The following is a 21,765-nucleotide window of genomic DNA, read 5'->3' as shown; positions in this document are numbered from 1 at the left end:
GCCAATTTACCCGCAGCGCTTGCCAAGCGCTGGCAAATTGTCACAATGCACCCAGTCTTTGGGAACACCGACCTCAAGGAACACCGACCTCAGGAACATCGATAAAGAGAACCGATCATCATGATGCTCAAGCTTTCCTTTCCCGCGAATCGGATGCCGTGTTCAGGCTCGGTGTCGGAGACTGTTCGCCAGCGCGCCAGCTCGGCGGTCATCGCCGCTCCTGCACTGGTTGCCGCAGCCTGTCTGCTGTCGCTGACCACCCTGGCGGTGAGCGCAGAGCCGCCGAAACCCTATACCCCCGCGCCGGATGTCGAGCCACTGACACAGCCCGCTGCTCAGCCGGCTGAGTCCGCGCCAGCACCAGCTGAAAACAAAGCCGAGCCGGACTCACATGCGCAAGACACTGCGGGGGATCAAGGCGAGGACCAAGGCGAAGCAGACGCAGCGGAAACCGCTGCAGAGAAGGAGGACGAGTCTGCGCTGCCGCTGGAGCAGCTGCGTTCCTTTGCCGAGGTCTTCGGTCGCATCAAGAGCGATTATGTTGAGCCCGTCGATGACAAGGCTCTGCTCAAGGCTGCCATTCGGGGCATGCTCTCGGGCCTGGACCCGCATTCCTCGTACCTGGATGCCGAGGAGTATGAAGATCTCCAGGTTGGCACCAAGGGTGAGTTCGGTGGCCTGGGCATTGAGGTTGGGATGGAAGATGGCTTCGTGAAGGTCATCGCCCCAATCGACGACACCCCGGCGGAACGCGCTGGCGTGCAAGCCGGCGACGTGGTCGTGCGCATCGATGACAAGCCGGTCAAAGGGATGTCGCTCGGCGACGCGGTCAAGCTGATGCGCGGCGAGCCGGGCACCGGCATTGAGCTCACCATTATGCGCGATGGCGAGGATAAGCCGCTGAAGATCGCCATCGAGCGTGACATCATCCAGGTCGCCAGCGTCAAGGGGCGGATGCTTGAGCCGGGCTATGCCTATATTCGCGTTTCCAATTTCCAGTCCCGCACCACCGAGGACATGCGCCGGAAAATCGAGGAGCTGAGACTTAAGGCCAAGCAGCCAGCGGATACCGCTGAGTCAGCTGCAGCTCCAAGCGAGACGGAGCAGGATCAGGATCTGACCGAAAGTGACTCGGAGACGAGCGCAGCAGCCACCGGCGATCCCATCAAAGGGCTGGTGCTGGACCTGCGCAACAACCCAGGCGGTGTGCTCAATAGTGCCGTAGGCGTCAGCGATGCCTTTCTGCGTGGCGGACTGATCGTTTACACCCAGGGCCGGGTCGAGGACGCGCGCATGGAATTCAAGGCCGGCCCGGATGACATCCTTGAAGACGCCCCCTTGGTGGTGCTGGTTAATGGCGGCAGTGCCTCGGCCTCGGAGATCGTCGCCGGAGCGCTGCAGGATCAGGGGCGCGCCATCATCATGGGGACGGATACCTTCGGCAAGGGCTCGGTCCAGACCATCGTCCCGGTCGATGAAACCACGGCGCTCAAGCTCACCACGGCCCGCTACTACACCCCCTCGGGCCGTTCGATTCAGGCCCATGGCATCGAGCCCGACATTGGCCTGGAACGCGGCAGCCTGACTCTGGCCGACAAGCCGGACGTGGCACCACTGAAGGAAGCCAATCTGGTGCGGCACTTAGAGGACGACGCGGCGGATGAGAATGCAGCGGACGAAACCGACGCCGAGCAGTCGCTGGCGGCAAAGGACTATCAGCTCAGCGAGGCGCTGAATGTGCTGAAAGCACTCAGCCTCGCCCGCACCCGCACCTCTTTCAAGCCCGAGATTCTGGTGCCGCCACAAAGCAACTGAGACCGAACTGGAGGAGCGATAACGATGCCTCGCGTACTGGTTCCCCTGGCTCAGGGGTGTGAAGAGCTCGAAGCCGTGACCATTATCGATTTGCTGCGCCGCGCCGAGATCGAAGTAATCACCGCCGGCCTGGAAGACGGGCCGGTGCGCGCCAGCCGCGGCGTGGTGCTGCTGCCTGATCAATCGCTCGACGCCGTGCTCGATCAGACCTTCGATCTGATCGTCCTGCCCGGCGGCCTGCCTGGCGCCGATCACCTCGAGCGTGACCAGCGCATTCGCGATCTGCTGCGGCGCCAGGCCGAGTCCGGCCGCCGGGTTGCCGCCATCTGCGCCGCACCCAAGGTGCTGGCCAGCGCCGGCCTGCTCGATGGCCACCAGGCCACCAGCTATCCCGGCGCTGTCGATCCCGCCGACTATCCGCGGGTGAAGTTCACCGACGCGCCTGTGGTGGTTGATGCCCTGGTGGTCACCTCCCGCGGGCCCGGCACCGCGATGGACTTCGCGCTGGAGTTGGTCGCGCAGCTTTCAGGCGATGCCCAACGCGACAAGGTCGCGGCCGCGCTGGTGCGGACTTGACCCTGCACGACGCAGCCAGAGAGTGCCGACTGCAATTGCCGCGAGCAAAGCTCGCGCGCCTGGGCTGATCGCTGCGCTAGCAGTTTTCCCCCAGCGGTTTTTTTAGGGAGTTGCGCTTGAAGGTCCTGTTACCAAGCTTAAGCCTCGGGCTGGCCTTGCTGACAAGCGGTTTTCTCAGCGCATGGTTAGCCAGGGCGGCAAACGGGCGGATAGCGACTTTTCTGCGAGCTTTGGACCATCCCAACGAGCGCTCCTTGCACCAGCAGCCGACGCCGCGCACCGGCGGCTTGGCGATCATCGCAGGTTTTAGCCTGGGGCTGGTGCTGTATATCAGCGTTGCTGGCTGGCCTGCATCCGCGCAAGTCGGACGCCTTTTGGGCGCGCTCTTATTGGCGGTCGCGATTGTCGGCGGCGTGTCCCTGATTGATGATCTGCGCGAACTGCCGCGTCGCTACCGACTGCTGGCGCATATACTCGCCGCGGCCGTGCTGGTTACAGGTGGCATGCGCTGGGAGACCAGCGGGCTGCCAGGCATTCAGACCCCGCTGCCAGCGTTGCTGGTGTGGCCGCTGAGTGTTTTGTTGATTGTATGGATGATCAATCTTTATAACTTCATGGATGGCATGGACGGCTTTGCCGCGACCATGGCCCTCTTTGGCTTTGGTGCGCTGGCATGGCTTGGGTTTTCTCAGGGAGCCTGGCTCTTTGCCCTGGTCAATGCGCTTGTTGTAGCCTCGGCCAGCGGCTTTCTGAGCTTGAATTTCCCGCCAGCGCGGCTGTTCATGGGTGATGTCGGCTCCTCTGTGTTGGGTCTTTTCGCCGCCGGCCTCAGTCTTAGGGGAGCGCAACAAGGGCTATTCCCGCTGTGGGTAGCGGTGCTGGCGTTCTCGCCCTTCATCGTCGATGCCACCTGGACATTGTTGCGCCGCGCCTTGAAGGGTGAGCGAGTATGGGAGGCGCACCGCTCCCATCATTACCAGCGTCTGGTTCTGGCTGGCTGGAGTCACCGCAAAACGCTTGTGCGCGCCAGTGTGCTAATGGCAGCCGCAGCGCTTTGTGCTGTGGCCGCGCCCCGCCTTGCGATCACCGAGCAGTGGACTTTGATCCTGGCCTGGGCGGGAATCTATGCGCTGATCCACTGGCGGGTGACTCTGGCAGAGCGTCAAATTAAGCGCCAGGCTGCGCTGCGCTGATGGGCTTGGCGGCACTGTATCCGCTCTACAATCGGCTGCGTTCGCGCACGGCTGCGTTCGCTCACGACCTCATCATGGTGCCGACTGCCTGGCTGCTGGCATTCTGGACGCGGTTTAATTTCGAGACGATTCCCACGCCTTTTTTGAACAGCGCCTGGCGCGCGCTGGCGTTGGTGCTGCCGATCTGCGCGCTGGTCTACTGGCTTTTCGGGCTCTATCGCGGTGTGTGGCGTTTTGCTTCCCTGCCCGATCTGACGCGCATCCTCAAAGCCGCGGTCACCGCCTCGGCGCTCAGCATGATTGCGCTCTTTGTGCTTAACCGGCTCGCGGAGGTTCCGCGCTCGGTCTCGGTGCTTTTTCTGCTTTATCAGCTGGTCTTATTAGCCGGCCCGCGCTTGCTTTACCGCTCGATCAAAGACCGGCGCCTGACGCTTAAGGATGCGCAGCGGGTGCTGATTGTTGGCGCCGGTCGGGCGGGGGAAATGCTGGTGCGCGACATGCTGCGTGATCCGGCGCATCGCTACCAGCCGATTGCCTTTGTTGACGATCGCCCGCGACGGCGAGGGGGCGCCATTCATGGCGTGCCAATCAAAGGGCCGGTGGATGAGTTGCCCCAGCTGGTCGAGCGTCTTGGCATCGATCTGGTGCTGCTCGCGGTGCCAAGCGCTTCCGCCCGCCAGATGCGACATCTGGTCGAGCGCTGTGAGCGCTCGGGCCGACCCTTTCGCACCGTCCCTCAGCTTGAGAGCCTGATGACGGGACAAGTGAGCATCAATCAACTGCGGGATGTGTCGATTGAAGATTTGCTCGGGCGCACTCCGGTGCAACTCGATTGGGACGGGATTCGCGCTGGACTGGCCGGCCGTCGCATTCTGGTGACAGGCGCTGGCGGCTCAATCGGTTCCGAGCTGTGCCGACAACTGATCGCAACCGGGGCTGAATCACTGATTTTGGTCGATGCCTGCGAGTTCAATCTGTATCGTATCGAGCTTGAACTGCGCGAAACGCACCCGGATGTCGCGCTGCGACGCTTTTTGCTCGATGTCACCGATGGCGAGATTCTGAACGGGCTTTTTCGGCGCGAGTCACCGCAGATCGTGTTTCATGCCGCGGCCTACAAGCATGTTCCGCTGCTTGAGGATCAGGTTCGCGCGGCGGTGCGAAACAACGTGCTCGGCACTCAGGTGGTCGCCACTGCGGCAGCCCAGGCTGGCTGCGAGCGTTTCGTGCTGATCTCAACCGACAAGGCAGTGAATCCTGCCAACGTCATGGGCGCAACAAAACGTGTAGCCGAGCAGCTGTGTCTTAAGCAAGCGAGAAGCTCTGAAACGCGCTTTATTATCGTGCGTTTTGGTAACGTGCTCGGTTCCGCTGGTAGCGTGGTGCCTTTGTTTAAGCGCCAGATCGCGCAGGGCGGCCCCTTGACGGTGACTGATCCAGAAGTCGAGCGGTTTTTCATGACCATTCCCGAGGCCTGCCAGCTCATTATGCAGGCGGCGGCGATCGGCCAGGGTGGGGAGATTTTTGCGCTCGACATGGGCGAGCCGGTCAAGATTCGCTTCCTCGCCGAGCAGATGATTCGGCTTTCCGGGCGCGAGCCCGATGTCGATATTCCCATCCGCTACATTGGCCTGCGCCCCGGCGAAAAGCGTTTCGAGGAACTCTTTTACAAGGATGAAGACACCCTGCCAACTCAGCATCCGAAGATCCGCGCCGCGCGCCGCCCGGCGACTGCAGCGGCGGCTGAAATTGACCTGGCGGTGCTCGAGGGACTGCTCAGCGCCCTGAACGCGGGGGATGAACAGCACCTGCGCCAGGCGCTTGCCCGCTTGGTGCCGGAATGGTCCGCGTGACCTGAAAAGCGCATTCCGCTGGCTGGCCCGGAACACGCGCATGCGAGCGACCTCAATGGATTTGCCTGGACAGTGCGCCACCGCGAAGCCGGAAAGGCTACAATGCCAAGGTTGGGGTCGGATTCAGGCGGCCGACTGAAGTTTGCCGTTTTCGCGCGGCCAGGTTCTCAACGATCAGGAGATTCCATGCCTTCAGAGTCAGCGTCCGCGCATCCGCTAGCGTCTGTTGCCGCCAAGACCGGCTTGGATCGGCTGCCCATGCTGCGCAACGCCCTGCGCTTTTCCGGTCGTCGCCGCGAGCCGAGGTTGAATCCCGCTGTCGACTTAGACGCGGCGGAGCAAGTGCTCGGCGCTTCCGCTGAGATTGATCCAAAGGCCGCTCCCGGGGAGAAGCCGTCCGCGGCGGGTTTGGTCGAAGGGGGCGAAGGCGGTGGCGAGGCCATCGCCGAATCGCTGGTTGAGGATATCCCACCGTCCACCACGGAATTGACCGCGGCCGACGAGGCGCGGGTGATTGCCCATCTGCACGAACAGGGCAAGCTTTCGGCCGGGGACTTGGCGCGGGCGCGCAAGTTGGCCGACGACAGCGGCGACCCACTGCGCGGCATGCTGGTGCGTCTGGGGCTGGTGTCTGATCGCGACATGGCGGGCGCCTATGCGCAGGTGCTCGGTCTGGAGCGCGCGACGGCGGAGGATTATCCCGAGGACCCGATCCTCGAAGACGCCATCAGCCTGCGTTTCATGAAAGACTCACGGGTGCTGCCGCTGCGCGAGCACAATGGCGAGCTCGAAATCGCCGTCGCCGATCCGGTTGATCATTTTGTCTCTCAGGCTGTGGCCATGGCCACTGCACGCACAGTGCGCCTGCGCGTTGGCCTGCCGACCGAAATCGAAGCCGCCATCGAGCGTCTCTACGAGCATCCGAGCGAAGACGCCGGGGAAGCCGATCTGGACGCCGAGCTCGGCAACTTCAGCGAGGAGGACATCGAGCATCTGCGCGATCTGGCCAGCGAGGCGCCGGTCATTCGGCTGGTGAATCAGATCCTGCAGCGCGCGGTCGAGTCACGCGCCTCGGACGTGCACATCGAGCCTTTTGCCGATGAGCTCAAGGTGCGCTACCGCATCGACGGCATCTTAAAGGAGTCCGAGTCACCGCCGGTGCGCTCCACGGCAGCCGTCATCTCGCGCGTGAAGATCATGGCCAAGCTCAATATCGCCGAGCGACGGCTGCCGCAGGACGGGCGCATTCCGCTGCGGGTGCAAGGCAAGGAACTCGATCTGCGTGTCTCCACGGTGCCGACCATGTTTGGCGAGAGCGTCGTCATGCGCCTGCTCGATAAGGAAAGCGTGAGCTTCGATTTCGACGCCCTGGGTTTCGACGGCCCGCCGCGCGACCGGCTGATCAAGGTGCTGGAGCAACCCTTCGGCATTTTCCTGGTCACGGGTCCTACCGGCAGCGGCAAGAGCACCACCCTCTACACCGCACTGAGCCGGCTAAATACCCCGGATCGCAAAATCATAACGGTCGAGGACCCGGTGGAGTATCAGGTTGCCGGCATCAATCAGATTCCGGTCAAGGCGTCCATCGGCATGACCTTCGCCGGTGCACTGCGCGCCATTGTGCGCCAAGACCCGGACATCATCATGGTCGGTGAGATGCGCGACCTCGAAACCGCGCGCATCGCGGTGCAATCGGCCCTGACCGGTCACGTGGTGCTCTCTACCCTGCACACCAATGATGCGCCAAGCGGCGTGACCCGTCTGCTCGACATGGGCGTGGAGGAGTACCTGCTCACCTCCACCATTAACGGCATTTTGGCCCAGCGCCTGGTGCGGCGCCTGTGCCCTGATTGCCGCGAGCCTTTCGATGCGCGGCCCGAGCTCGCCGATCGCTTCAAGCGCTCGGTGCCAGGTCTCGAGGGCCCGGTGCAGCTGTATCGCGCTGGCACCAGCGCCTGTAAGAGCTGCAATGGCGCCGGTTATAGGGGGCGGCTGGTGATTGCCGAGGTACTCGTGATGAGCGACCGCGTGCGCAAGGCGGTGCTGGCGCATGAAACCGCCACCGACATCGGGCGCATCGCGCGCGAAGAGGGCATGATGACCATTTATCAGGACGGCCTGCGCAAGGCGCTCGACGGGCGCACCACGATCGAGGAAGTCATGCGCGTGGCCGAGGAGAACTAGGCGCCCCTAACGGAAACACCAATGGCCCGCTACATGTACAAGGCCGTCAAGCTCGACGGCGAAGAGATCGAAGGCGAATACGAAGCGGCAAACGAGGCCGCCCTGATCGCCCGACTCCAGGGCGAGGGGCTGATTCCGCTCGTCACGCGCCCGGCTGGCGGCCTGACCGCGCGGCTCGCCAGGCGCCGGCGCAAGGAACTGACCACCAAGGATATCGAGGTCATCACCCGTCAGCTGGCCACCCTGCTGGAAGCCGGCCTGACACTCGACCGCTCGCTGCAGGTGTTGAGCGATTTGAGCATCGACGACACCGTGGTGCGCGTGCTCGCCGACCTGCAAGACCGCGTGCGCGGTGGCGCGACCTTCTCCGCCGCGCTCGAGGCCCAGGGCGGTCAATTCCCCAAGCTCTACGTGAACATGGTGCGCGCCGGCGAGGCCAGCGGCGCGCTCGATGAGGTGCTGGTGCGCCTGGCGGATTATCTTGAGCGCAGCGCCGAACTGCGTGGCACCGTCAGCTCAGCGCTGGTTTACCCGATGATTTTGTTGTTTGTCGCCGGGCTGTCGGTGATCCTGCTGCTGGTGTTCGTGGTGCCGCAGTTCACCGTGCTGTTCGAGGACATGGGCGCCGCCTTGCCATTGCCGACCCAAATCGTGGTCAGCACCGGTGCCCTGTTCCGCAACTACTGGTGGGCGCTGCTGGTCATCGTCGCCATCATCGCGGTGCTCGTCGAACGCTGGCTGCAGGACCCCGAGAATCGCCGCCGTTTTGACTACAAAGTCATGGGGCTGCCGCTGTTCGGAGACCTGATCTGGAAGATGGAAACCGCGCGTTTCTGTCACACCCTCTCGACGCTACTAAAAAACGGCCTGCCGCTTCTGAGCGGGCTCAATTTGGCCAAACAAGTCATCAGCAATCGCAAGATTGGCGAAGGGCTCGATCATGTGGCCGAAGACCTCAAACACGGCCGCGGCATCGCCGGCCCGCTGCAGCAGCATGAAGTCCTGCCTCAGCTCGCCCAGCAGATGATCCGCGTCGGCGAGGAATCCGGCACCCTCGATGCCATGCTGGCAAAAGTGGCCGATATCTTCGACCGCGAGACCCGCAGCTCCGTGCAACGCCTGCTCACCCTGCTCGAGCCCCTGCTGATCATCGGCCTCGGCGTCATCGTCGCCGGCATCATCATCTCCATCCTGATGGCCATTCTGGGCGCGAACGAGTTGGTGTTCTGAGTCTACCGGCTGCTGCCGGGTCGAATCGGCTTCAGTTGGGATTGCCCGTGCTTGCGGTTTTAGGCTCTGGCTCCCGGCGCGGCTGGCGAGTGAAGGCCGGGCGCATGAGGCGGTGGATTTTCTTGACGTATTCCCGCGTCTCCGCTGGCACATAGGGCGCTACCTGGTACCAGGGCAGCACAGCGTCATCCTCGTCGCCGCCGGCTTTCCGATAGGCTTTGCTGACGCGACCGAAGCCGGCGTTATAGCTGGCGAAGGTATAGAACAGGTGCTGATCGCTGACGCCGATGCGCTTGCGCCAGCGTTGGTAGAGATAGCGGTCGTAGTAGATGCCAGCGGCGATGTTCCAGCGCGTCTCGGCGAGACTGGAAAAGGAGGGATTCTTGCCTTGGATCTCCTTGAAAGTGCTTGGCAGGATTTGCATCAGCCCGGTGGCTCCGCTGGGATTGTAGGCCTCGGGGCGCAGATTGGACTCGGCAATGGCTTGCGATTTGAACCAGCGCCAGTCGAAGCCGGGGCCAAAATAGCGTTTGGAGTATTTGCGAAAGTCCGCGTCGTATTCGTCGGTCCAGCGCGCATGGCCCACATGCCCCAGACCAAAGCCAGCGAGCGCCAGCGCTGGAGCCAGGGCGAGCCAGATGGCGGGCAACCCCAGCCGCCCCAGCCACGAGCCCATCAGTTAAGGCCCATGCCGATCACCAGACCCAGGGCCACCCCGACGCCGATGAAAATGCCCATGATCATCATGCCGACGGCCTGATTGCCGCGCGCCAACTCAGCCTGAATGTCGAAGTTGACCGTATGGCCGAATAGCTTGCACCCCAGCCACATGAAAAACAGCGTCATCACGCCGCCCAAAAACGCGTAAATGAAATTGAGAATGGCTGGATCGAGGGCATCCGTCATAAGCTTCTCCCGGGTCTTGGCACACCCCTGTCATTGCAGGAGGGTTCGGCTGGTCGCGCTGCGCGCCTGAGATGGCCGCCGCGCACTTTTCAGTGTTAGCCATGACGACACTTTGGTCAAGCCGCGCGGGCGCTGCGGATGCGCTCGTAGGCCTGGCGAATCTGCTGGGTCTTTTCGGCTGCCAGTTTCAGCATCTCCTCCGGCAGACCCTCGGCCACCAACTTGTCGGGATGGTGCTGACTGCGCAGGCGACGGTAGGCGCCTTTGATTTCGAGGTCCGAATCACCCGGCTTCACACCCAGCAGCGCGTAAGACTGCGCGAGCGTCAGGTCAGCCGCCTCGCTTGGAGTTCGCCGGCGCCTGGATTTCTTCTTGTTGCGGGTGCCGTTTTTCTCCGCGCCCTTTGCCTGCTCGGCGCGCGTGCGTTGCTCGAGCTGGTTAAACTCCGCCTCGGGGATGCGCAGGGCCCGGCGCACCTGGTTAAGCAGCTGACGTTGCGCCGGGGCGGGCGGCCCGTCGGCATAGGCAGCCTGTAGCTGGAAACGCAGAAACATCTCCAACAGCATAGGATTGCCCCGGCAATCGCGCCAGAAGGCACCGAGCGCTTGCGCCAGCACGAAATCAGGCGACTTACCGCGCTTGAAATCGGCGATGGCCTGGCGTTTTTTTTCCGCGGAAAAGCGCAGGCGCTTCATGGCGGCCTGGGCCATGGCGATTTCCGCTTCCGAGACCCTTCCGTCGGCCTTGGCCACATGCCCCATGGTGCTGAAGGTCACCGCGCGAAACGCCGTCTGCACCCGCTCGCGCTCGCTCCGCGACAGCGAGCCGTTGCGCCTTAGCGCGCGCAGGCCATGATCGAAACCATGTCCTAGAATGGCGCCCAGCACGGCGCCCGGTGCCTCCGCGACAAGCAGCCCGACGATGCCTCCGATCACTTTACCTATCCAGCCCATGGACTCGTATCTCGATGATTCCCTTTACGCCCCGCACCCAGGGTGAGCAATTTCGCCCCAACTCAGGTATAAACTGCGGCGATTTCCGCTACTCTGCCCGGCAGACCGATGGACCATGCCATTGCGGCTAACTCCGGGCACGCGCTAGCGCCGATGCTCCGCGCGGCCTTTTGCTCACAGGAGACACTCCTATTATGACATCAGACGACATCGCACTCGTGCGCTCTTCCTGGGCGCAACTCCAACCGCAAGCCGATCAACTGGGTACCGCCTTGTATCAGCGCATGTTCAACGACAACCCGGACCTGCGCCATCTGTTCAAGGGCGAAATGGACGAGCAGGCCCACAAGCTGATGCGCATGGTCAATCGCGCGGTCGAGTCACTCGACGATCTGCAGGCGCTGGATCGGGTGATCAAAATGATGGGCGCGCGCCATAGCGGTTATGGTGTCGAGGACGAGGATTTTCCACGACTGCGCGAGGCCTTGATCACGACACTGGCCGAGCGGCTCGGGAGCGACTTTACCGCCGAAACCCGCACCGCATGGATCAGGGTCTATGATGAACTGGCCGAACTGATGATGGAAGGCGGAGCAAGCTGAGGTCGACTAGCCTTCAACCTCCGCCAACGGCGTGGATGATCTCAACCCGATCGCCCTCGGCGAGCTCGCTTGCGGCAAACTGGCTGCGGGGCACCAGGGTCTGGTTGACTTCAATCGCAAGTCGCCGGCCGGTCAGCCCCTGCTGGTCAATCAGTCGCTGCAAGGTCGTTCCCGGGTCCAGCTCATGGCTTTCGCCGTTAAGAAAGATGTGCATAGATATGTCCTCAGCCGGCCCTGGCGCCGTTAGCAACCGCGATAATGGCGCCGTTGCACTCGGCGCCGCTGGCCGGGAATTGGGATAAAAACGTCGCGAGGGCCGTCATGGTGCAATGGTCAGAAGATCTCATTCCGCTCGAGCGCGCGGTAACGCTCGATGGGTTGTTCCTACAGCGGCTGCACCGCTCGCCACAGCGCGAGGCCTATCGCTGGCATGATCGTACGCTTGATCGAACTCGGGGCGGCTGGCAAAGCCTGACTTGGGCGCAAACGGCCGCGGAGGTGGCGCGCTGGCGCAAGGCGCTGGCAGGTGAGGCGCTGAAGCCTGGCGACCGCGTCGCCATCCTGCTGCGTAATTGTCCAGAATGGGTGATTTTCGAGCAAGCAGCTCTGTCGCTCGGCCTGGTCACGGTTCCACTCTACACTGACGACCGCCCCGAGAATGTCGCCTACATCCTCCAGGATGCCGCAGCTGAGGTCCTGTTAGTCCAGGATCTGGGGCGCTGGAAGCGGCTCGCGGAGGCCATCGCCGACCCACGCCGGCCGGCGCGGGTGGTGCTGCTGGAGTCCTCCGCCGAGGCGCGCGCGCAGGCTGAGCGCGACCCACGCGTGGCGCCCGCCGCTGACTGGCTACCCGCGCAGGCGGAGACCTGGCGCCAGCGCGTGGCCGACCCGGATGAGTTGGCGACCATCGTTTATACCTCCGGCACCACCGGCAAGCCCAAGGGCGTCATGCTCACCCACCGCAATGTGCTAAGCAACGCGCATGGCGCCCTGACCGTGCTGGATGTCTATCAGGAGGACGTTTTCCTGTCCTTTTTGCCACTGTCGCACATGCTCGAGCGCATGGCGAGCTACTATCTGCCGATGATGGCAGGCTCCACCGTCGCCTACGCACGCTCGGTCGGGCAGCTCGGCGAGGATCTCGTGAACATCCGCCCGACCGTGATCATCGCCGTGCCGCGAGTCTTCGAGCGCGTCTATCAGCGCCTGAGCCAGCAGCTCAAAGATCGCCCACCACCGGCGCGCTGGTTGTTCGCGCTGGCCGCGCGCGTCGGCTGGATGGTGTTCGAGCACCGACAGGGGCGCCGGCGCTGGCATCCACTGCAGCTGCTGTGGCCACTGCTCAAGCGTCTGGTGGCCACCAAGGTGCTAGAACGGCTCGGCGGGCGCATCCGTGCGGCAGTCAGCGGCGGCGCGCCCCTGCCGCCGGATGTCGCGCGGCTGTTCATCGGGCTGGGACTGCCGCTGATTCAAGGCTATGGCCTGACGGAAACCAGCCCGGTGATCAGCGTGAACCCGCTTGAGGACAACCGTCCCGAGACCGTCGGCATCCCGCTGCGCGGCGTGCAGGTGCGCATTGGCGACCAAGATGAACTGCAGGTGAAGGGGCCGGGCGTCATGCGCGGCTATTGGAACAATCACGCCGCCACCGCGCGGGTGCTGGGCCGCGATGGCTGGCTGCGCACCGGGGATCAGGCACGGCTGATCGGTCGCCATATTCAGATCACCGGGCGGCTGAAGGACATTCTGGTGCTTTCCAATGGCGAGAAGATCCCTCCGGCCGACATGGAGATGGCCATCAGTATGGACCCCATGTTCGAGCAAGCCATGGTGATCGGCGAAGGCAGACCCTTTCTGAGCGCCCTGCTTGTGCTGAATGCGGACCTGTGGCCAACGCTGGCGCGGGAGTTTGGCGTCGACCCTCAAGAACCAGCCGGTCTGACCGAGCCACGCTTGGTCAAAGCCATGCTGGCGCGCATGCGCGAGGCGCTGGCAGATTTTCCCGGCTATGCCAAGATCCGCCGCGCCACCCTGTTGCTCGAGCCCTGGTCCATCGACAACGGGCTACTGACGCCGACGATGAAGATCAAGCGCGACCGGGTCATCGAAAGGTATCGCGACAGCATCGAGCAAATGTATGCCTGAACGGCTTGGCGGTTCAGTCTGTTCTGAGCGGGCAACATCTTGCCTTGCCGATCTGCTCGCCCGGACCTACAATCGCCTGACAGGCATCTGGCCGGTGCCGGCACCATCGCGGGTCCATCTCAATGCCAGCCCAGGCCAATGCGAACCCAGGCATGTGAACCCGGCACAATGCAGGTTCGGTGCAATGCAGGCCCAGTTTAATGCGGGCGTAGTTCAATGGTAGAACAGGGGCTTCCCAAGCCTCCAATGTGGGTTCGATTCCCATCGCCCGCTCCATTCCCGACCGCGATGACGGCGGCAGACGCGGTTCTGATCCGCCGCCGAAACCACGGCTCGCATCACGACCAAAACCGCCCCGCGAATTGCGACAACAACAGCAGGGCAAATTGCAAAAGGAGTCGGGGAGCATGATCCGACGGCTACGAGCAATTCTTCTCGCGGTCGTTCTCATTCTTGCCGGACTCGGCGGAACCCTCTTTTTCGCCGGCGATTATCTGCTTGATCGCCCACAAATCCGGGACGTCCTGATCGCCCAAGCCGAGCAGGCCACCGCCTGGCAATGGACCATCGGCACGGGCCCGCGCATTCGCTGGCGCCCCCTGCCGGAGATCAGCCTGGGGCAGGTAACCATGCAAGCGCCGGCGGACCACCCGCAACGGCCGCGGTTGCATGCGCGTGAAGTGCTGATCGCCTTTCGTTGGGGCTCCTTACTCAGCGCCGAGTTGCAGCCAGCGAGCGCCACGGCGCTGGGTCTGACCGGCGAACTCAACAGCACACCCAACCCCGCCACGACGGTAAATCCGCGAGTGATCGCCTTTGACATGGCACAGGCCAAGGTCGAGCTGGTTGGAGCGAGCAACGCCACCGGCCCGCGCCTGCGCGAGCTTGCGATCGATGGCGGCCAACTTAGCCTGAGCGCTGTGGGAAAAGACGGCGCGACGCGACAGGATCTTCAGGTCACGGAGTTGTCCTTAAAGATCGGGCCCTTGCCCTTGGTTGGGCCTGGGCTTGATCCTGGACCTGGACTCAAAGGGGAACCCGAGGATGGCCCCGGGGAAGAATCGGCGGCGACACAGGTGCATGCGCGCGGGCTGTTGCTCGGCGGCCTGCCTGGGTTCGACGCGGACTGGTCGGCGCGGATGGAACTGACCTCTAGCCTTGCGCCGGTTAGTGATCCCGACATCCTTGAGCTGTCGGACGCGCGCCTCAAAATCGGCGCCCTGCGGTTGCGTCGCGCGAACCTCGACCTGCATGGCCCAGCGGCCGAGCTCACGGGCGACCTGCGTCTCGATCGTCGCGCAGGTCTGGCAAAACTCGAGAACATGCAGGCGCTGATGCTCGGGCTGCGTTTTCACGGACAGCTCTCCACCGCTCTGGAACAAGGTTTGCCCACAGCATCCGGGCAGCTCAGGATCGACCCCTTCGATCCGCGCGCCTGGATTGAAAACGGCGAGCTCGACCAGGTTCCAGCCACGCTGACCGCGACCGACCAAGGCTTTCGCTCGCTCGCGGCGCGTCTTGATTTTCATTTGAGCCCACGCGCCCTTCGCGTGGAGTCCCTCCGGCTAAAGCTTGATGACACCGAGGCCCAGGGTCGCGCTTCGCTCGGTTTTGGCGCCCAGCCGACGGCCCTGTTCAGTCTGTCAATGGACCAACTGAACCTCGACCGCTACCTGCCAAGTGGGGATGTCGCACATCTGGCGGCAAGGTCTGCGACAACCTCAGCATCACGCGCAGATGACGAGCTAAGTCTCACCGCGAGCGCGCGGACCGCCCATGACCTCCCCCCAGACGGTCGATTGCTTAAAGTCAGCGCGCTCGCGGCATCAGAGCCGGCGCCAACACCGCCCGCCACGCAAGCCGCCGCGTCGTCCAGCCCCTTCTGGTCTGCGCTGCGAGCATCGGGTGAAATCGAAGTCCAGCAATTTGGCATCTTCAAGCTGAACGCCGGCCCGATTGAATTGAAACCACGGCTTCAGAACCTGCACCTGACCACGGACTTTTCCGCTCCGGATTTCTACGCCGGGCGCATCGGCGGCTATCTGGAGCTGACGCCCGTCGGCGCGAAGGCACCAGCGCTCAAGCTGCTGGCGAAAGGTGAAGGCGTGCAAATTGGCCCCCTGCTGAACGATTTGCGCACCGAGCTGTCGGCAAGCGGCGCGGCCGAGATTGGGCTCGAGTTGACCGCCACCGGCGGCGACTGGGCTCAAATCAGCCACAGCCTGGGCGGCGATGCCGCCCTGCTGCTGCGCGATGTGCGAGTGGAAGGCATCGCGCTGGACAAATTGCTCCGCGCGAAAGGCCTGAATCTTCCCGCAACCCTGGCTGAGTTGCCCCAACTCGATGTCTTCACCGAGATGAGCGCGAGCTTTCAGGGGGGATCGGGATTGGGATTGTTTCGCAGTCAGGACATCCTCGCTCGTTCGCCGCAGGTGGCCATCTCTGGCACCGGCCTTGTTGAGCTGCCCACCCAACGAGTGGATTTCGATCTGAACGCCGTTTTGCAACCAAAGGCGAATGAACCGGATGGCATTGATCTGAGCGGCCTGGAGCTACCGCTTCGCATTCAGGGCGGGTGGACAGCACCGCGCGTGACGCTCGACCCAGGGCCGGCATTGCGCGAGGCCGCAGCGCGCGCGCTCGAGCGCAAGCTGCAACAGCATCAGGACAAGCTGCGCGCACTTGAGGAACACACCGGAATCAAGGGTTTGGAGCAAGGCTTGCGCCAATTGCTCGGAACCGACTAAGCGCGCGTGATGCCATGACCACGGCCTGGCTCCCCGATGCCTTCGCGGCCACAGTGCTCGATTGGTTCGCCCAGCACGGCCGCAAGGACCTCCCCTGGCAACGCGAGCCCACACCTTATCGGGTCTGGGTCTCGGAGATCATGCTGCAACAGACGCAGGTTGCCGTGGTCATCCCGTACTTCGAATGCTTCATCGCGCGTTTTCCGACCCTTCACGCACTGGCGCGCGCGGACTTGGACGATGTGCTGCGTCACTGGGCCGGGCTTGGCTACTATGCCCGCGCGCGCAATCTTCATCACGCCGCCCGCGAGATCGAGAAACGCCACGGCGGCGAGTTCCCCCAACAACTCGACTCCCTGATGGCACTGCCGGGCATCGGCCGCTCCACTGCCGGAGCGGTGTTGTCCCTGGCCGGCGGCCAGGCCCATGCGATTCTTGATGGCAACGTCAAACGGGTGCTGGCAAGGTGCTTCGCAGTATCTGGTTGGCCGGGGCAGAGCGCGGTCCAACACCGTCTGTGGGTGCTGGCGGATGAGCTGCTGGCAGCCGCCGTTGGACTTGGTCCTCGCGGCGACTGGCCCGGCGCCGCCGCCTACAACCAAGGGATGATGGATATAGGTGCGACCCTCTGCACCCGCGGCGCGCCGCGTTGCACTTGCTGTCCACTCAGTCGACAGTGTCTCGCCTTGGCGAGCGACCAGGTGCGCTGCTATCCCAAGCCCAAGCCCAAGCGCTCGCTACCGCGACGCGCGACCCGCTGGCTGCTGGTGCAAGACGCTCAAGGTAACATTCTGCTCGAGCGACGCCCCGCCAGTGGGATCTGGGGTGGACTCTGGACCTTGCCGGAGGCGGCAATGGATGAAGATTTCACCAGCTGGTGCGAGCGCCATCTGGGTGCCCAGGCCACTGCGGTTGAAAAACTCGCCGACAGACGGCATACCTTCTCCCACTTTGCACTCGATATCCACCCGGTACGCCTGAGGTTTCCGGGCCTTTCCGACAGGGTCGCAGACGATGATTCCCGTGTGTGGCTGAGCCTTGAGGCGGCAACCAAAATGGCCGTGCCCGCGCCACTCAAACGCCTGCTGCTGGAGCTGTCCGAAGACGCTTGAGCCGGGCAGTGACAGCTTGCTGCCGGCGCCGGATCAAACCGCACCGGCTCGCGGCGCCTGGGTTGGCCCTGGTCAATAAGCGTGCCTGCTATGCCGCGAGTGCAGACCGGTTTACGAAACAGACTGAATCCGCCAAGCGCGACCGGCTTTGGTCGCGACCTTCCTAATGGAGAATTTTATGGCCCGCATGGTTGAATGCATCAAGCTCGGACAAGAGGCCGAAGGGCTCGAACGTGTTCCTTATCCCGGTGCGCTCGGGCAGCGTATTTTCGATCAGGTATCCAAACAGGCGTGGAGCGAATGGCTCAAGCATCAGACGATGCTGATCAACGAAAATCGCCTCAGCCCGATGGATCCCAAGGCACGCAAGTTTCTTGAGCAGCAGATGGAAGAGTTCTTTTTCGGCGAGGGCGCGGAGGTGCCCGAAGGCTATGTGCCGCCCAAGACTTAGGCGATTTCTGTCAAAGCGAATATCGCCTGGAGCTGTCAGTGCGCCCCAAGGGCGCAGGTCAAGGGATCGACAGATCGCCAAATGTCTCGAGTGCCGCCTTGAGTTCAGGCTGCTCACGAGCGGCCTCAGGCACGGCCACGCCGGCGGCAATCGCCTCCCAGGCCTGATGCAGACTTTTCGCCCCGGCGGTCGGTCCCTGGGGGTGGTTAAAGACGCCGCGGCCGGGAACGAAGCCAAAATCCGCGCTGCCGACCTGGGCGTGAACAGCCGCGAGCGTCGCCGCCGAGTCGCTTCCACCAGGGACCGGCAGGCTGGGCTTCAACGCGCCAAAGCTCGGGTCGAGACAGGCATCGATGCAGGCGCTCACTTCTTCCGCCGGGGTCATCATGCGCTCACCAAAACCGGGCATGATGATGACATCGAATCCGGCCAGGCGTTGCAGTTTGGTGATAACACGGCTATGCACACCAAAGAAGGGTAAACGGCTCATGGCCGCGATGACCGGAAAATGCGCCACCAAAGGCACTTTGGTATGGCGGGCGAGCATGCGCGCGGCACTCAGACCCGTGGGCCAGGCGTTCAGCATCACCGCGCCCGCGCCGGCAGCGACGGCGGTGTCATGCAGTGCAATCAGCCGATCCACCTCGTCGGTGATATTGGCGAGGTAAATTTTCGGCACCCCAGTGCTCTGCTCGGCGCGCCGGCAGGCGTCACCCAGCAATCGCGCCCGTTCGGCCAGTGGTGACCAATCGGTGTCGGCCAGCATTTCATCGTCCTTGGCGATATCCAGGCCACCGCACCAGGCCTGATGGCCAAGCTCGGCGAAAGGTTCCGGGGCGAGGCCGATGTTGGGCTTGACCACGCCAAAAAATATCGGTCGATCATATACCCGAAGCTTCTCGCGCAAACCCTGGATGCCGAATTTTGGCCCCGCGAAGGCACTCAGGAAAGATGCCGGGAAATGAATATCGAGCAGCTTAATCAGGGGGATGCCCGGGGCGAAAAAGGCGCCTTCGCCGAGCACGGCACTTAGCAGGTTGGGGATACGCGGGCCGAAATTGGCGTGCGGGTGAGCGATGCGCACATGACAGCGATGGACCGGGCCCTCGCCCAATCCCGGCATCGGCACAGTCCAACCAGCCGGCGAGGGCTGAATTTCAAGTTCCAGCACCTTGGCTGCGAAACGCGGGCGGTAGTCCTCATCGACGCCCACGCGCGCCCATTGAGCGGTGGATTGCTCACTACAAAGGTGGGCGGCAGCGAGCTCCGGGTCGCCCTGGCACTCAAAGACATAATCGAGCAGCAGATGGTCTTCGAGAACAATATCTTCGGCCGAGGCGAAAAAGCCGCGGGCATCGGTTGCGTTCATGGCGTTAACCCTCCCCGAGAAACTGCAGCGTCAGGGCGCGCGACGGTCGCGGACCGTCGAGCTCGATAAAAAAAACCGACTGCCAATCACCGAGCATCAGCTTGCCATCGACAACCGGGATGGTCTCGGACGCGTTCATAAACAACCCGAGCAGATGCGCATGGGCATTGTCGCGATCATCCACCGGCGCGACATTGTGGCGATAATCGCCGTCGCGCGGGATGAAGCGCTTGAGGAAGGCCAGCATATCCAGCTGCAGCTGCGGCTCGCGCTCGTTTAAGTTGACGTAAGCCGTGGTATGGCGGGAGATCAGGGTAGCCAGGCCCGTGCGGATACCGGAACGGGCACAGCACTCACGCAGTTGCGCGCTGATGTCGATGATCTCGATGGGTTGATGGGTCGCTAGGGTGATCTCATCCAACACGGTTTTCATCGTTCTACCTGCGAATTGGCCTTATCCAGGAAGCCTGTTTTCTACCAGATACCGCCGCAGCCTGGCGACTATCTGCTCCGCCGGCGTCGCGTGGCCAAGCGCCTCGCGCAAGCGGCCTTTGGTGTCAATCAGATAGGTGCTGGCGGAGTGGTCGATTAGGTAGCCCATGGCGGAGCTCGGGTCTTCGCTGACGCGATAGACTGCGCCATAGCGATCGGCCAGGGCACGCAGCTCAGTATCGCTGCCGGTCGCACCGATGATGTCCGGATGGAAATAGGCGGCGTAGGTTTGCAGATGCGCGAGGTCGTCGCGCTTAGGGTCGACGCTCACAAAAATGACCTGCACCCGATCGCGCTCCTCGGGCTCGAGCGCGCGCAAGGCCATGCCGAGCATCGCCAGATTGGTCGGACAGACATCCGGACAGGCGGTGTAACCAAAGTAAAGCAGCACCAGCTTGCCGCGGAAATCCTCAAGGTGCAGCGGACCAGCGGCGGATTGCAGCGCGAAGTCGCCGCCTGCCGCCTGCGGCCTTTGCTCGTCGCGCAACTGATGCGAGGGCGCTTGCGGGTGCCAGCCGAACCACAGCCAGGCGAGCAAGAGCGCGAGCGCCAGTGCGGTCAGCGGCAACAGCCGACGGGACCAGAGGCTGCCCAACCGCGCCGCCTGAACCTGATTGAGGGCCGGATTGGGAGCCGGCTTGCGCACCGGATTGCGAACTGGCCGGGGGGCCGAATGGGGTTCAGGCATTGAGCCCCAGGGAGACGGTCATGCGATGCTTCACGGCAAGCTGAATATAGTGCTCGGCGGAATAGGCGAGGTATTCCAGTTCCAGATCCGTCAGCTTACGCTCGCGGCGCGCCGGCGCGCCGACGTACAGATAGCCGCCCTCGAGCACTTTGCCGGGTGGCACCAGGGCACCGGCGCCGAGCATGCAGTAGGGCTTGAGCACCGAGCGGTCGAGCACCTTGGCACCGATGCCGATCAAGCAATGATCCTGCACTTCGCAGCCATGCAGCACCGCCTGATGCCCCACGGTGACCTTGTCGCGCACGATGGTCGGCGCACCGCCGGGCAGAAAGCGGCTATCGTGCGACACATGCAGAATGCAGCCATCCTGGATGTTGCTGCCGGCACCGATTTCGATGCGATGAATATCACCGCGCAACACGCTCTGCGGCCAGACTGATGCCTCAGGCCCGATGCGGACATTGCCGATAACCACGGCTGTCTCGTCGACCCAGGCATCGTTGGCAATCTGTGGCTCCATACCCTGATAGCTGCGGACGTTATTCATCGCTACTCCTGCTATTTGGCCCTATGCATCGCAGCGGCTATGCTAGCACGATGCTCCGCCGGCTTGGCGAGAGCGGCCTTTTCTATGGGAAATTCTTGGCGGGACTTCTTGTGGAACTCATTGGTGGAACTCTTGGGAGGAGAATTCTTGACCGGAAATCTTGGAAACTGTTTGCGGGATAATTTTGCGGGAGAGTAATGCGCTATGTACAGTTCGATCGATTTGCATGCCTGGATAACCGCCTCGCGCTGCACCAGTGAGCATCATCGCAGCAGGCCCCGCTTTGCTTTGCTGCGACTGGCCCGGCTGGCACTGGGACTAGGACTGGGACTGGGTTTGAGCCTGTGCGCCACAGTGTCAGCACAGGAGAACATGTTCGTCAATGACGCAGAGCCGGATACCCCCGACAGCGTGCGCGACGCCGAGTCCTGGAAGGAAGGTCGATTCAATCTCCCTGCCTGGCCGCTCGAGCAGGACCTGATCCCAGTGCGGCTCGACAACCCCGATACGCCCTTCGATTACTTCATTGACGCGCGCAGCCTCAACACCGGCGCCGACGGTGTGGTGCGCTACACCCTGGTCGCCGAGTCCGCTTCCGGCGCCCGCAATCTCTCGTTTGAGGGATTGCGCTGCACGCCGCACGGTGAATATCGCATCTATGCCTATGGCCAGCAAAATCGTTTCGAGTCCGCAGGGCTGGCTGCGCAGTGGTTGGGTATCGACCGTCGAGGTACCGACCCAGTGCGCGAAGAACTCTGGCGGCACTACCTGTGCGTTCCGCGCAAATTTGCCGCCCGGCCAAAAAAGGCGCAGGTGCGACTGCTGCGCAATGGCCGCGTGAGCGGCACCGAAAACACCGGTTTTCTGATGGAGTAGCCAGCCGCGACACGCTGCCAGCCGCT

Annotated in this window: 20 protein-coding genes and 1 tRNA gene; 13 read left to right on the top strand and 8 right to left on the bottom strand. The window is 63.0% G+C overall.

Going from position 1 to position 21,765, the window contains the following annotated elements; genetic code table 11:
* Window positions 1-123: 123 nt before the first annotated feature.
* The 6 genes from Thiosp_RS01405 (at window position 124) to Thiosp_RS01380 (ending at window position 8,851) form a co-directional block, all read left to right on the top strand.
* Window positions 124-1,815: a S41 family peptidase gene (locus tag Thiosp_RS01405; RefSeq protein ID WP_201069249.1), complete on the top strand. Its 1,692-nt coding sequence runs from the start codon at window positions 124-126 to the stop codon at window positions 1,813-1,815.
* A gap of 24 nt (window positions 1,816-1,839) precedes the next feature.
* Window positions 1,840-2,391, top strand: coding sequence for a DJ-1 family glyoxalase III (locus tag Thiosp_RS01400; RefSeq protein WP_201069090.1), 552 nt, complete (start codon window positions 1,840-1,842; stop codon window positions 2,389-2,391).
* 254 nt (window positions 2,392-2,645) lie between these two features.
* On the top strand, window positions 2,646-3,584 hold the full coding sequence (locus Thiosp_RS01395) for an MraY family glycosyltransferase (protein ID WP_242518996.1): 939 nt from the start codon (window positions 2,646-2,648) through the stop codon (window positions 3,582-3,584).
* Window positions 3,584-5,437, top strand: coding sequence for a polysaccharide biosynthesis protein (locus Thiosp_RS01390; protein WP_242518998.1), 1,854 nt, complete (start codon window positions 3,584-3,586; stop codon window positions 5,435-5,437). The genes Thiosp_RS01395 and Thiosp_RS01390 overlap by 1 nt, the downstream gene beginning before the upstream one ends.
* 186 nt (window positions 5,438-5,623) lie before the next feature.
* Window positions 5,624-7,621, top strand: a complete 1,998-nt coding sequence (gspE, locus tag Thiosp_RS01385; protein WP_242519000.1) for a type II secretion system ATPase GspE — start codon at window positions 5,624-5,626, stop codon at window positions 7,619-7,621.
* Window positions 7,622-7,642: 21 nt separating this feature from the next.
* Complete coding sequence (locus Thiosp_RS01380) at window positions 7,643-8,851, top strand: type II secretion system F family protein (RefSeq protein ID WP_201069091.1); 1,209 nt, start codon at window positions 7,643-7,645, stop codon at window positions 8,849-8,851.
* 31 nt (window positions 8,852-8,882) lie between these two features.
* Here the strand turns inward: Thiosp_RS01380 and Thiosp_RS01375 are convergent, their stop codons facing one another.
* From Thiosp_RS01375 to djlA, 3 genes are all read right to left on the bottom strand, one after another.
* On the bottom strand, window positions 8,883-9,527 hold the full coding sequence (locus tag Thiosp_RS01375; RefSeq protein ID WP_201069092.1) for a transglycosylase SLT domain-containing protein: 645 nt from the start codon (window positions 9,525-9,527) through the stop codon (window positions 8,883-8,885).
* Window positions 9,527-9,757 carry a DUF350 domain-containing protein gene (locus Thiosp_RS01370; RefSeq protein ID WP_201069093.1) on the bottom strand — a complete coding sequence of 77 codons (231 nt, stop codon included), beginning with the start codon at window positions 9,755-9,757 and terminating at the stop codon, window positions 9,527-9,529. The genes Thiosp_RS01375 and Thiosp_RS01370 overlap by 1 nt, the downstream gene beginning before the upstream one ends.
* A 116-nt stretch (window positions 9,758-9,873) precedes the next feature.
* Window positions 9,874-10,692, bottom strand: coding sequence for a co-chaperone DjlA (djlA, locus tag Thiosp_RS01365; RefSeq protein WP_201069094.1), 819 nt, complete (start codon window positions 10,690-10,692; stop codon window positions 9,874-9,876).
* Window positions 10,693-10,904: 212 nt separating this feature from the next.
* Here djlA and Thiosp_RS01360 point away from each other — a divergent pair, with 212 nt between their 5' ends.
* Window positions 10,905-11,312, top strand: a complete 408-nt coding sequence (locus tag Thiosp_RS01360) for a globin domain-containing protein (protein WP_201069095.1) — start codon at window positions 10,905-10,907, stop codon at window positions 11,310-11,312.
* A gap of 13 nt (window positions 11,313-11,325) precedes the next feature.
* Here the strand turns inward: Thiosp_RS01360 and thiS are convergent, their stop codons facing one another.
* On the bottom strand, window positions 11,326-11,526 hold the full coding sequence (gene thiS, locus Thiosp_RS01355) for a sulfur carrier protein ThiS (RefSeq protein ID WP_201069097.1): 201 nt from the start codon (window positions 11,524-11,526) through the stop codon (window positions 11,326-11,328).
* A gap of 107 nt (window positions 11,527-11,633) precedes the next feature.
* On the opposite strand from thiS, the gene Thiosp_RS01350 reads away from it, so the two are divergent.
* The 5 genes from Thiosp_RS01350 (at window position 11,634) to Thiosp_RS01330 (ending at window position 17,767) form a co-directional block, all read left to right on the top strand.
* Window positions 11,634-13,457 (top strand): AMP-dependent synthetase/ligase, encoded by a 1,824-nt coding sequence (locus Thiosp_RS01350; protein WP_201069099.1) that lies wholly within the window; start codon window positions 11,634-11,636, stop codon window positions 13,455-13,457.
* A 202-nt stretch (window positions 13,458-13,659) separates the two neighbouring features.
* Window positions 13,660-13,733 (top strand) — tRNA-Gly (locus Thiosp_RS01345).
* Between the two features lie 131 nt (window positions 13,734-13,864).
* Window positions 13,865-16,204, top strand: a complete 2,340-nt coding sequence (locus Thiosp_RS01340; protein ID WP_201069101.1) for an AsmA family protein — start codon at window positions 13,865-13,867, stop codon at window positions 16,202-16,204.
* Between the two features lie 14 nt (window positions 16,205-16,218).
* Window positions 16,219-17,316, top strand: a complete 1,098-nt coding sequence (gene mutY, locus Thiosp_RS01335) for an A/G-specific adenine glycosylase (RefSeq protein WP_201069103.1) — start codon at window positions 16,219-16,221, stop codon at window positions 17,314-17,316.
* 178 nt (window positions 17,317-17,494) lie between these two features.
* On the top strand, window positions 17,495-17,767 hold the full coding sequence (locus Thiosp_RS01330; RefSeq protein ID WP_201069105.1) for an oxidative damage protection protein: 273 nt from the start codon (window positions 17,495-17,497) through the stop codon (window positions 17,765-17,767).
* Window positions 17,768-17,825: 58 nt separating this feature from the next.
* On the opposite strand, the gene Thiosp_RS01325 is transcribed toward Thiosp_RS01330, so the two are convergent.
* From Thiosp_RS01325 to Thiosp_RS01310, 4 genes are read right to left on the bottom strand one after another with little or no spacing between them, the layout of a single operon-like run.
* A complete protein-coding gene (locus Thiosp_RS01325) occupies window positions 17,826-19,136 on the bottom strand; it encodes a RuBisCO large subunit C-terminal-like domain-containing protein (protein WP_201069107.1) in 1,311 nt (436 codons plus the stop codon).
* A gap of 4 nt (window positions 19,137-19,140) precedes the next feature.
* Window positions 19,141-19,569, bottom strand: coding sequence for a secondary thiamine-phosphate synthase enzyme YjbQ (locus Thiosp_RS01320; protein ID WP_201069109.1), 429 nt, complete (start codon window positions 19,567-19,569; stop codon window positions 19,141-19,143).
* Window positions 19,570-19,590: 21 nt separating this feature from the next.
* Complete coding sequence (locus Thiosp_RS01315) at window positions 19,591-20,316, bottom strand: SCO family protein (protein WP_201069111.1); 726 nt, start codon at window positions 20,314-20,316, stop codon at window positions 19,591-19,593.
* The gene (locus Thiosp_RS01310) at window positions 20,309-20,863 is read right to left on the bottom strand and encodes a gamma carbonic anhydrase family protein (protein ID WP_201069113.1); all 555 of its coding nucleotides are present in this window, start codon (window positions 20,861-20,863) and stop codon (window positions 20,309-20,311) included. The genes Thiosp_RS01315 and Thiosp_RS01310 overlap by 8 nt, the downstream gene beginning before the upstream one ends.
* A 204-nt stretch (window positions 20,864-21,067) precedes the next feature.
* Between Thiosp_RS01310 and Thiosp_RS01305 the strand changes: the two genes are divergently transcribed.
* Window positions 21,068-21,739: a CNP1-like family protein gene (locus tag Thiosp_RS01305; protein ID WP_201069115.1), complete on the top strand. Its 672-nt coding sequence runs from the start codon at window positions 21,068-21,070 to the stop codon at window positions 21,737-21,739.
* Window positions 21,740-21,765 lie beyond the last annotated feature (26 nt).

The sequence above is a fragment of the Thiorhodovibrio litoralis genome (assembly GCF_033954455.1).
GTDB lineage: Bacteria > Pseudomonadota > Gammaproteobacteria > Chromatiales > Chromatiaceae > Thiorhodovibrio > Thiorhodovibrio litoralis.
Note: the sequence above shows the minus strand (reverse complement) of the source record. Positions and strands in the feature narration are given on the sequence as shown.

Coding starts and splice junctions, on each gene's coding strand:
- Thiosp_RS01360 (WP_201069095.1), top strand. CDS start 10,905: ATGACATCAGACGACATCGCACTCGTGCGCTCTTCCTGGGCGCAACTC.
- Thiosp_RS01315 (WP_201069111.1), bottom strand. CDS start 20,316: ATGCCTGAACCCCATTCGGCCCCCCGGCCAGTTCGCAATCCGGTGCGC.
- Thiosp_RS01320 (WP_201069109.1), bottom strand. CDS start 19,569: ATGAAAACCGTGTTGGATGAGATCACCCTAGCGACCCATCAACCCATC.
- mutY (WP_201069103.1), top strand. CDS start 16,219: ATGACCACGGCCTGGCTCCCCGATGCCTTCGCGGCCACAGTGCTCGAT.
- Thiosp_RS01305 (WP_201069115.1), top strand. CDS start 21,068: ATGTACAGTTCGATCGATTTGCATGCCTGGATAACCGCCTCGCGCTGC.
- Thiosp_RS01375 (WP_201069092.1), bottom strand. CDS start 9,527: ATGGGCTCGTGGCTGGGGCGGCTGGGGTTGCCCGCCATCTGGCTCGCC.
- gspE (WP_242519000.1), top strand. CDS start 5,624: ATGCCTTCAGAGTCAGCGTCCGCGCATCCGCTAGCGTCTGTTGCCGCC.
- Thiosp_RS01350 (WP_201069099.1), top strand. CDS start 11,634: ATGGTGCAATGGTCAGAAGATCTCATTCCGCTCGAGCGCGCGGTAACG.
- Thiosp_RS01390 (WP_242518998.1), top strand. CDS start 3,584: ATGGGCTTGGCGGCACTGTATCCGCTCTACAATCGGCTGCGTTCGCGC.
- thiS (WP_201069097.1), bottom strand. CDS start 11,526: ATGCACATCTTTCTTAACGGCGAAAGCCATGAGCTGGACCCGGGAACG.
- Thiosp_RS01310 (WP_201069113.1), bottom strand. CDS start 20,863: ATGAATAACGTCCGCAGCTATCAGGGTATGGAGCCACAGATTGCCAAC.
- Thiosp_RS01340 (WP_201069101.1), top strand. CDS start 13,865: ATGATCCGACGGCTACGAGCAATTCTTCTCGCGGTCGTTCTCATTCTT.
- Thiosp_RS01380 (WP_201069091.1), top strand. CDS start 7,643: ATGGCCCGCTACATGTACAAGGCCGTCAAGCTCGACGGCGAAGAGATC.
- Thiosp_RS01400 (WP_201069090.1), top strand. CDS start 1,840: ATGCCTCGCGTACTGGTTCCCCTGGCTCAGGGGTGTGAAGAGCTCGAA.
- Thiosp_RS01405 (WP_201069249.1), top strand. CDS start 124: ATGCTCAAGCTTTCCTTTCCCGCGAATCGGATGCCGTGTTCAGGCTCG.
- Thiosp_RS01330 (WP_201069105.1), top strand. CDS start 17,495: ATGGCCCGCATGGTTGAATGCATCAAGCTCGGACAAGAGGCCGAAGGG.
- Thiosp_RS01370 (WP_201069093.1), bottom strand. CDS start 9,757: ATGACGGATGCCCTCGATCCAGCCATTCTCAATTTCATTTACGCGTTT.
- Thiosp_RS01325 (WP_201069107.1), bottom strand. CDS start 19,136: ATGAACGCAACCGATGCCCGCGGCTTTTTCGCCTCGGCCGAAGATATT.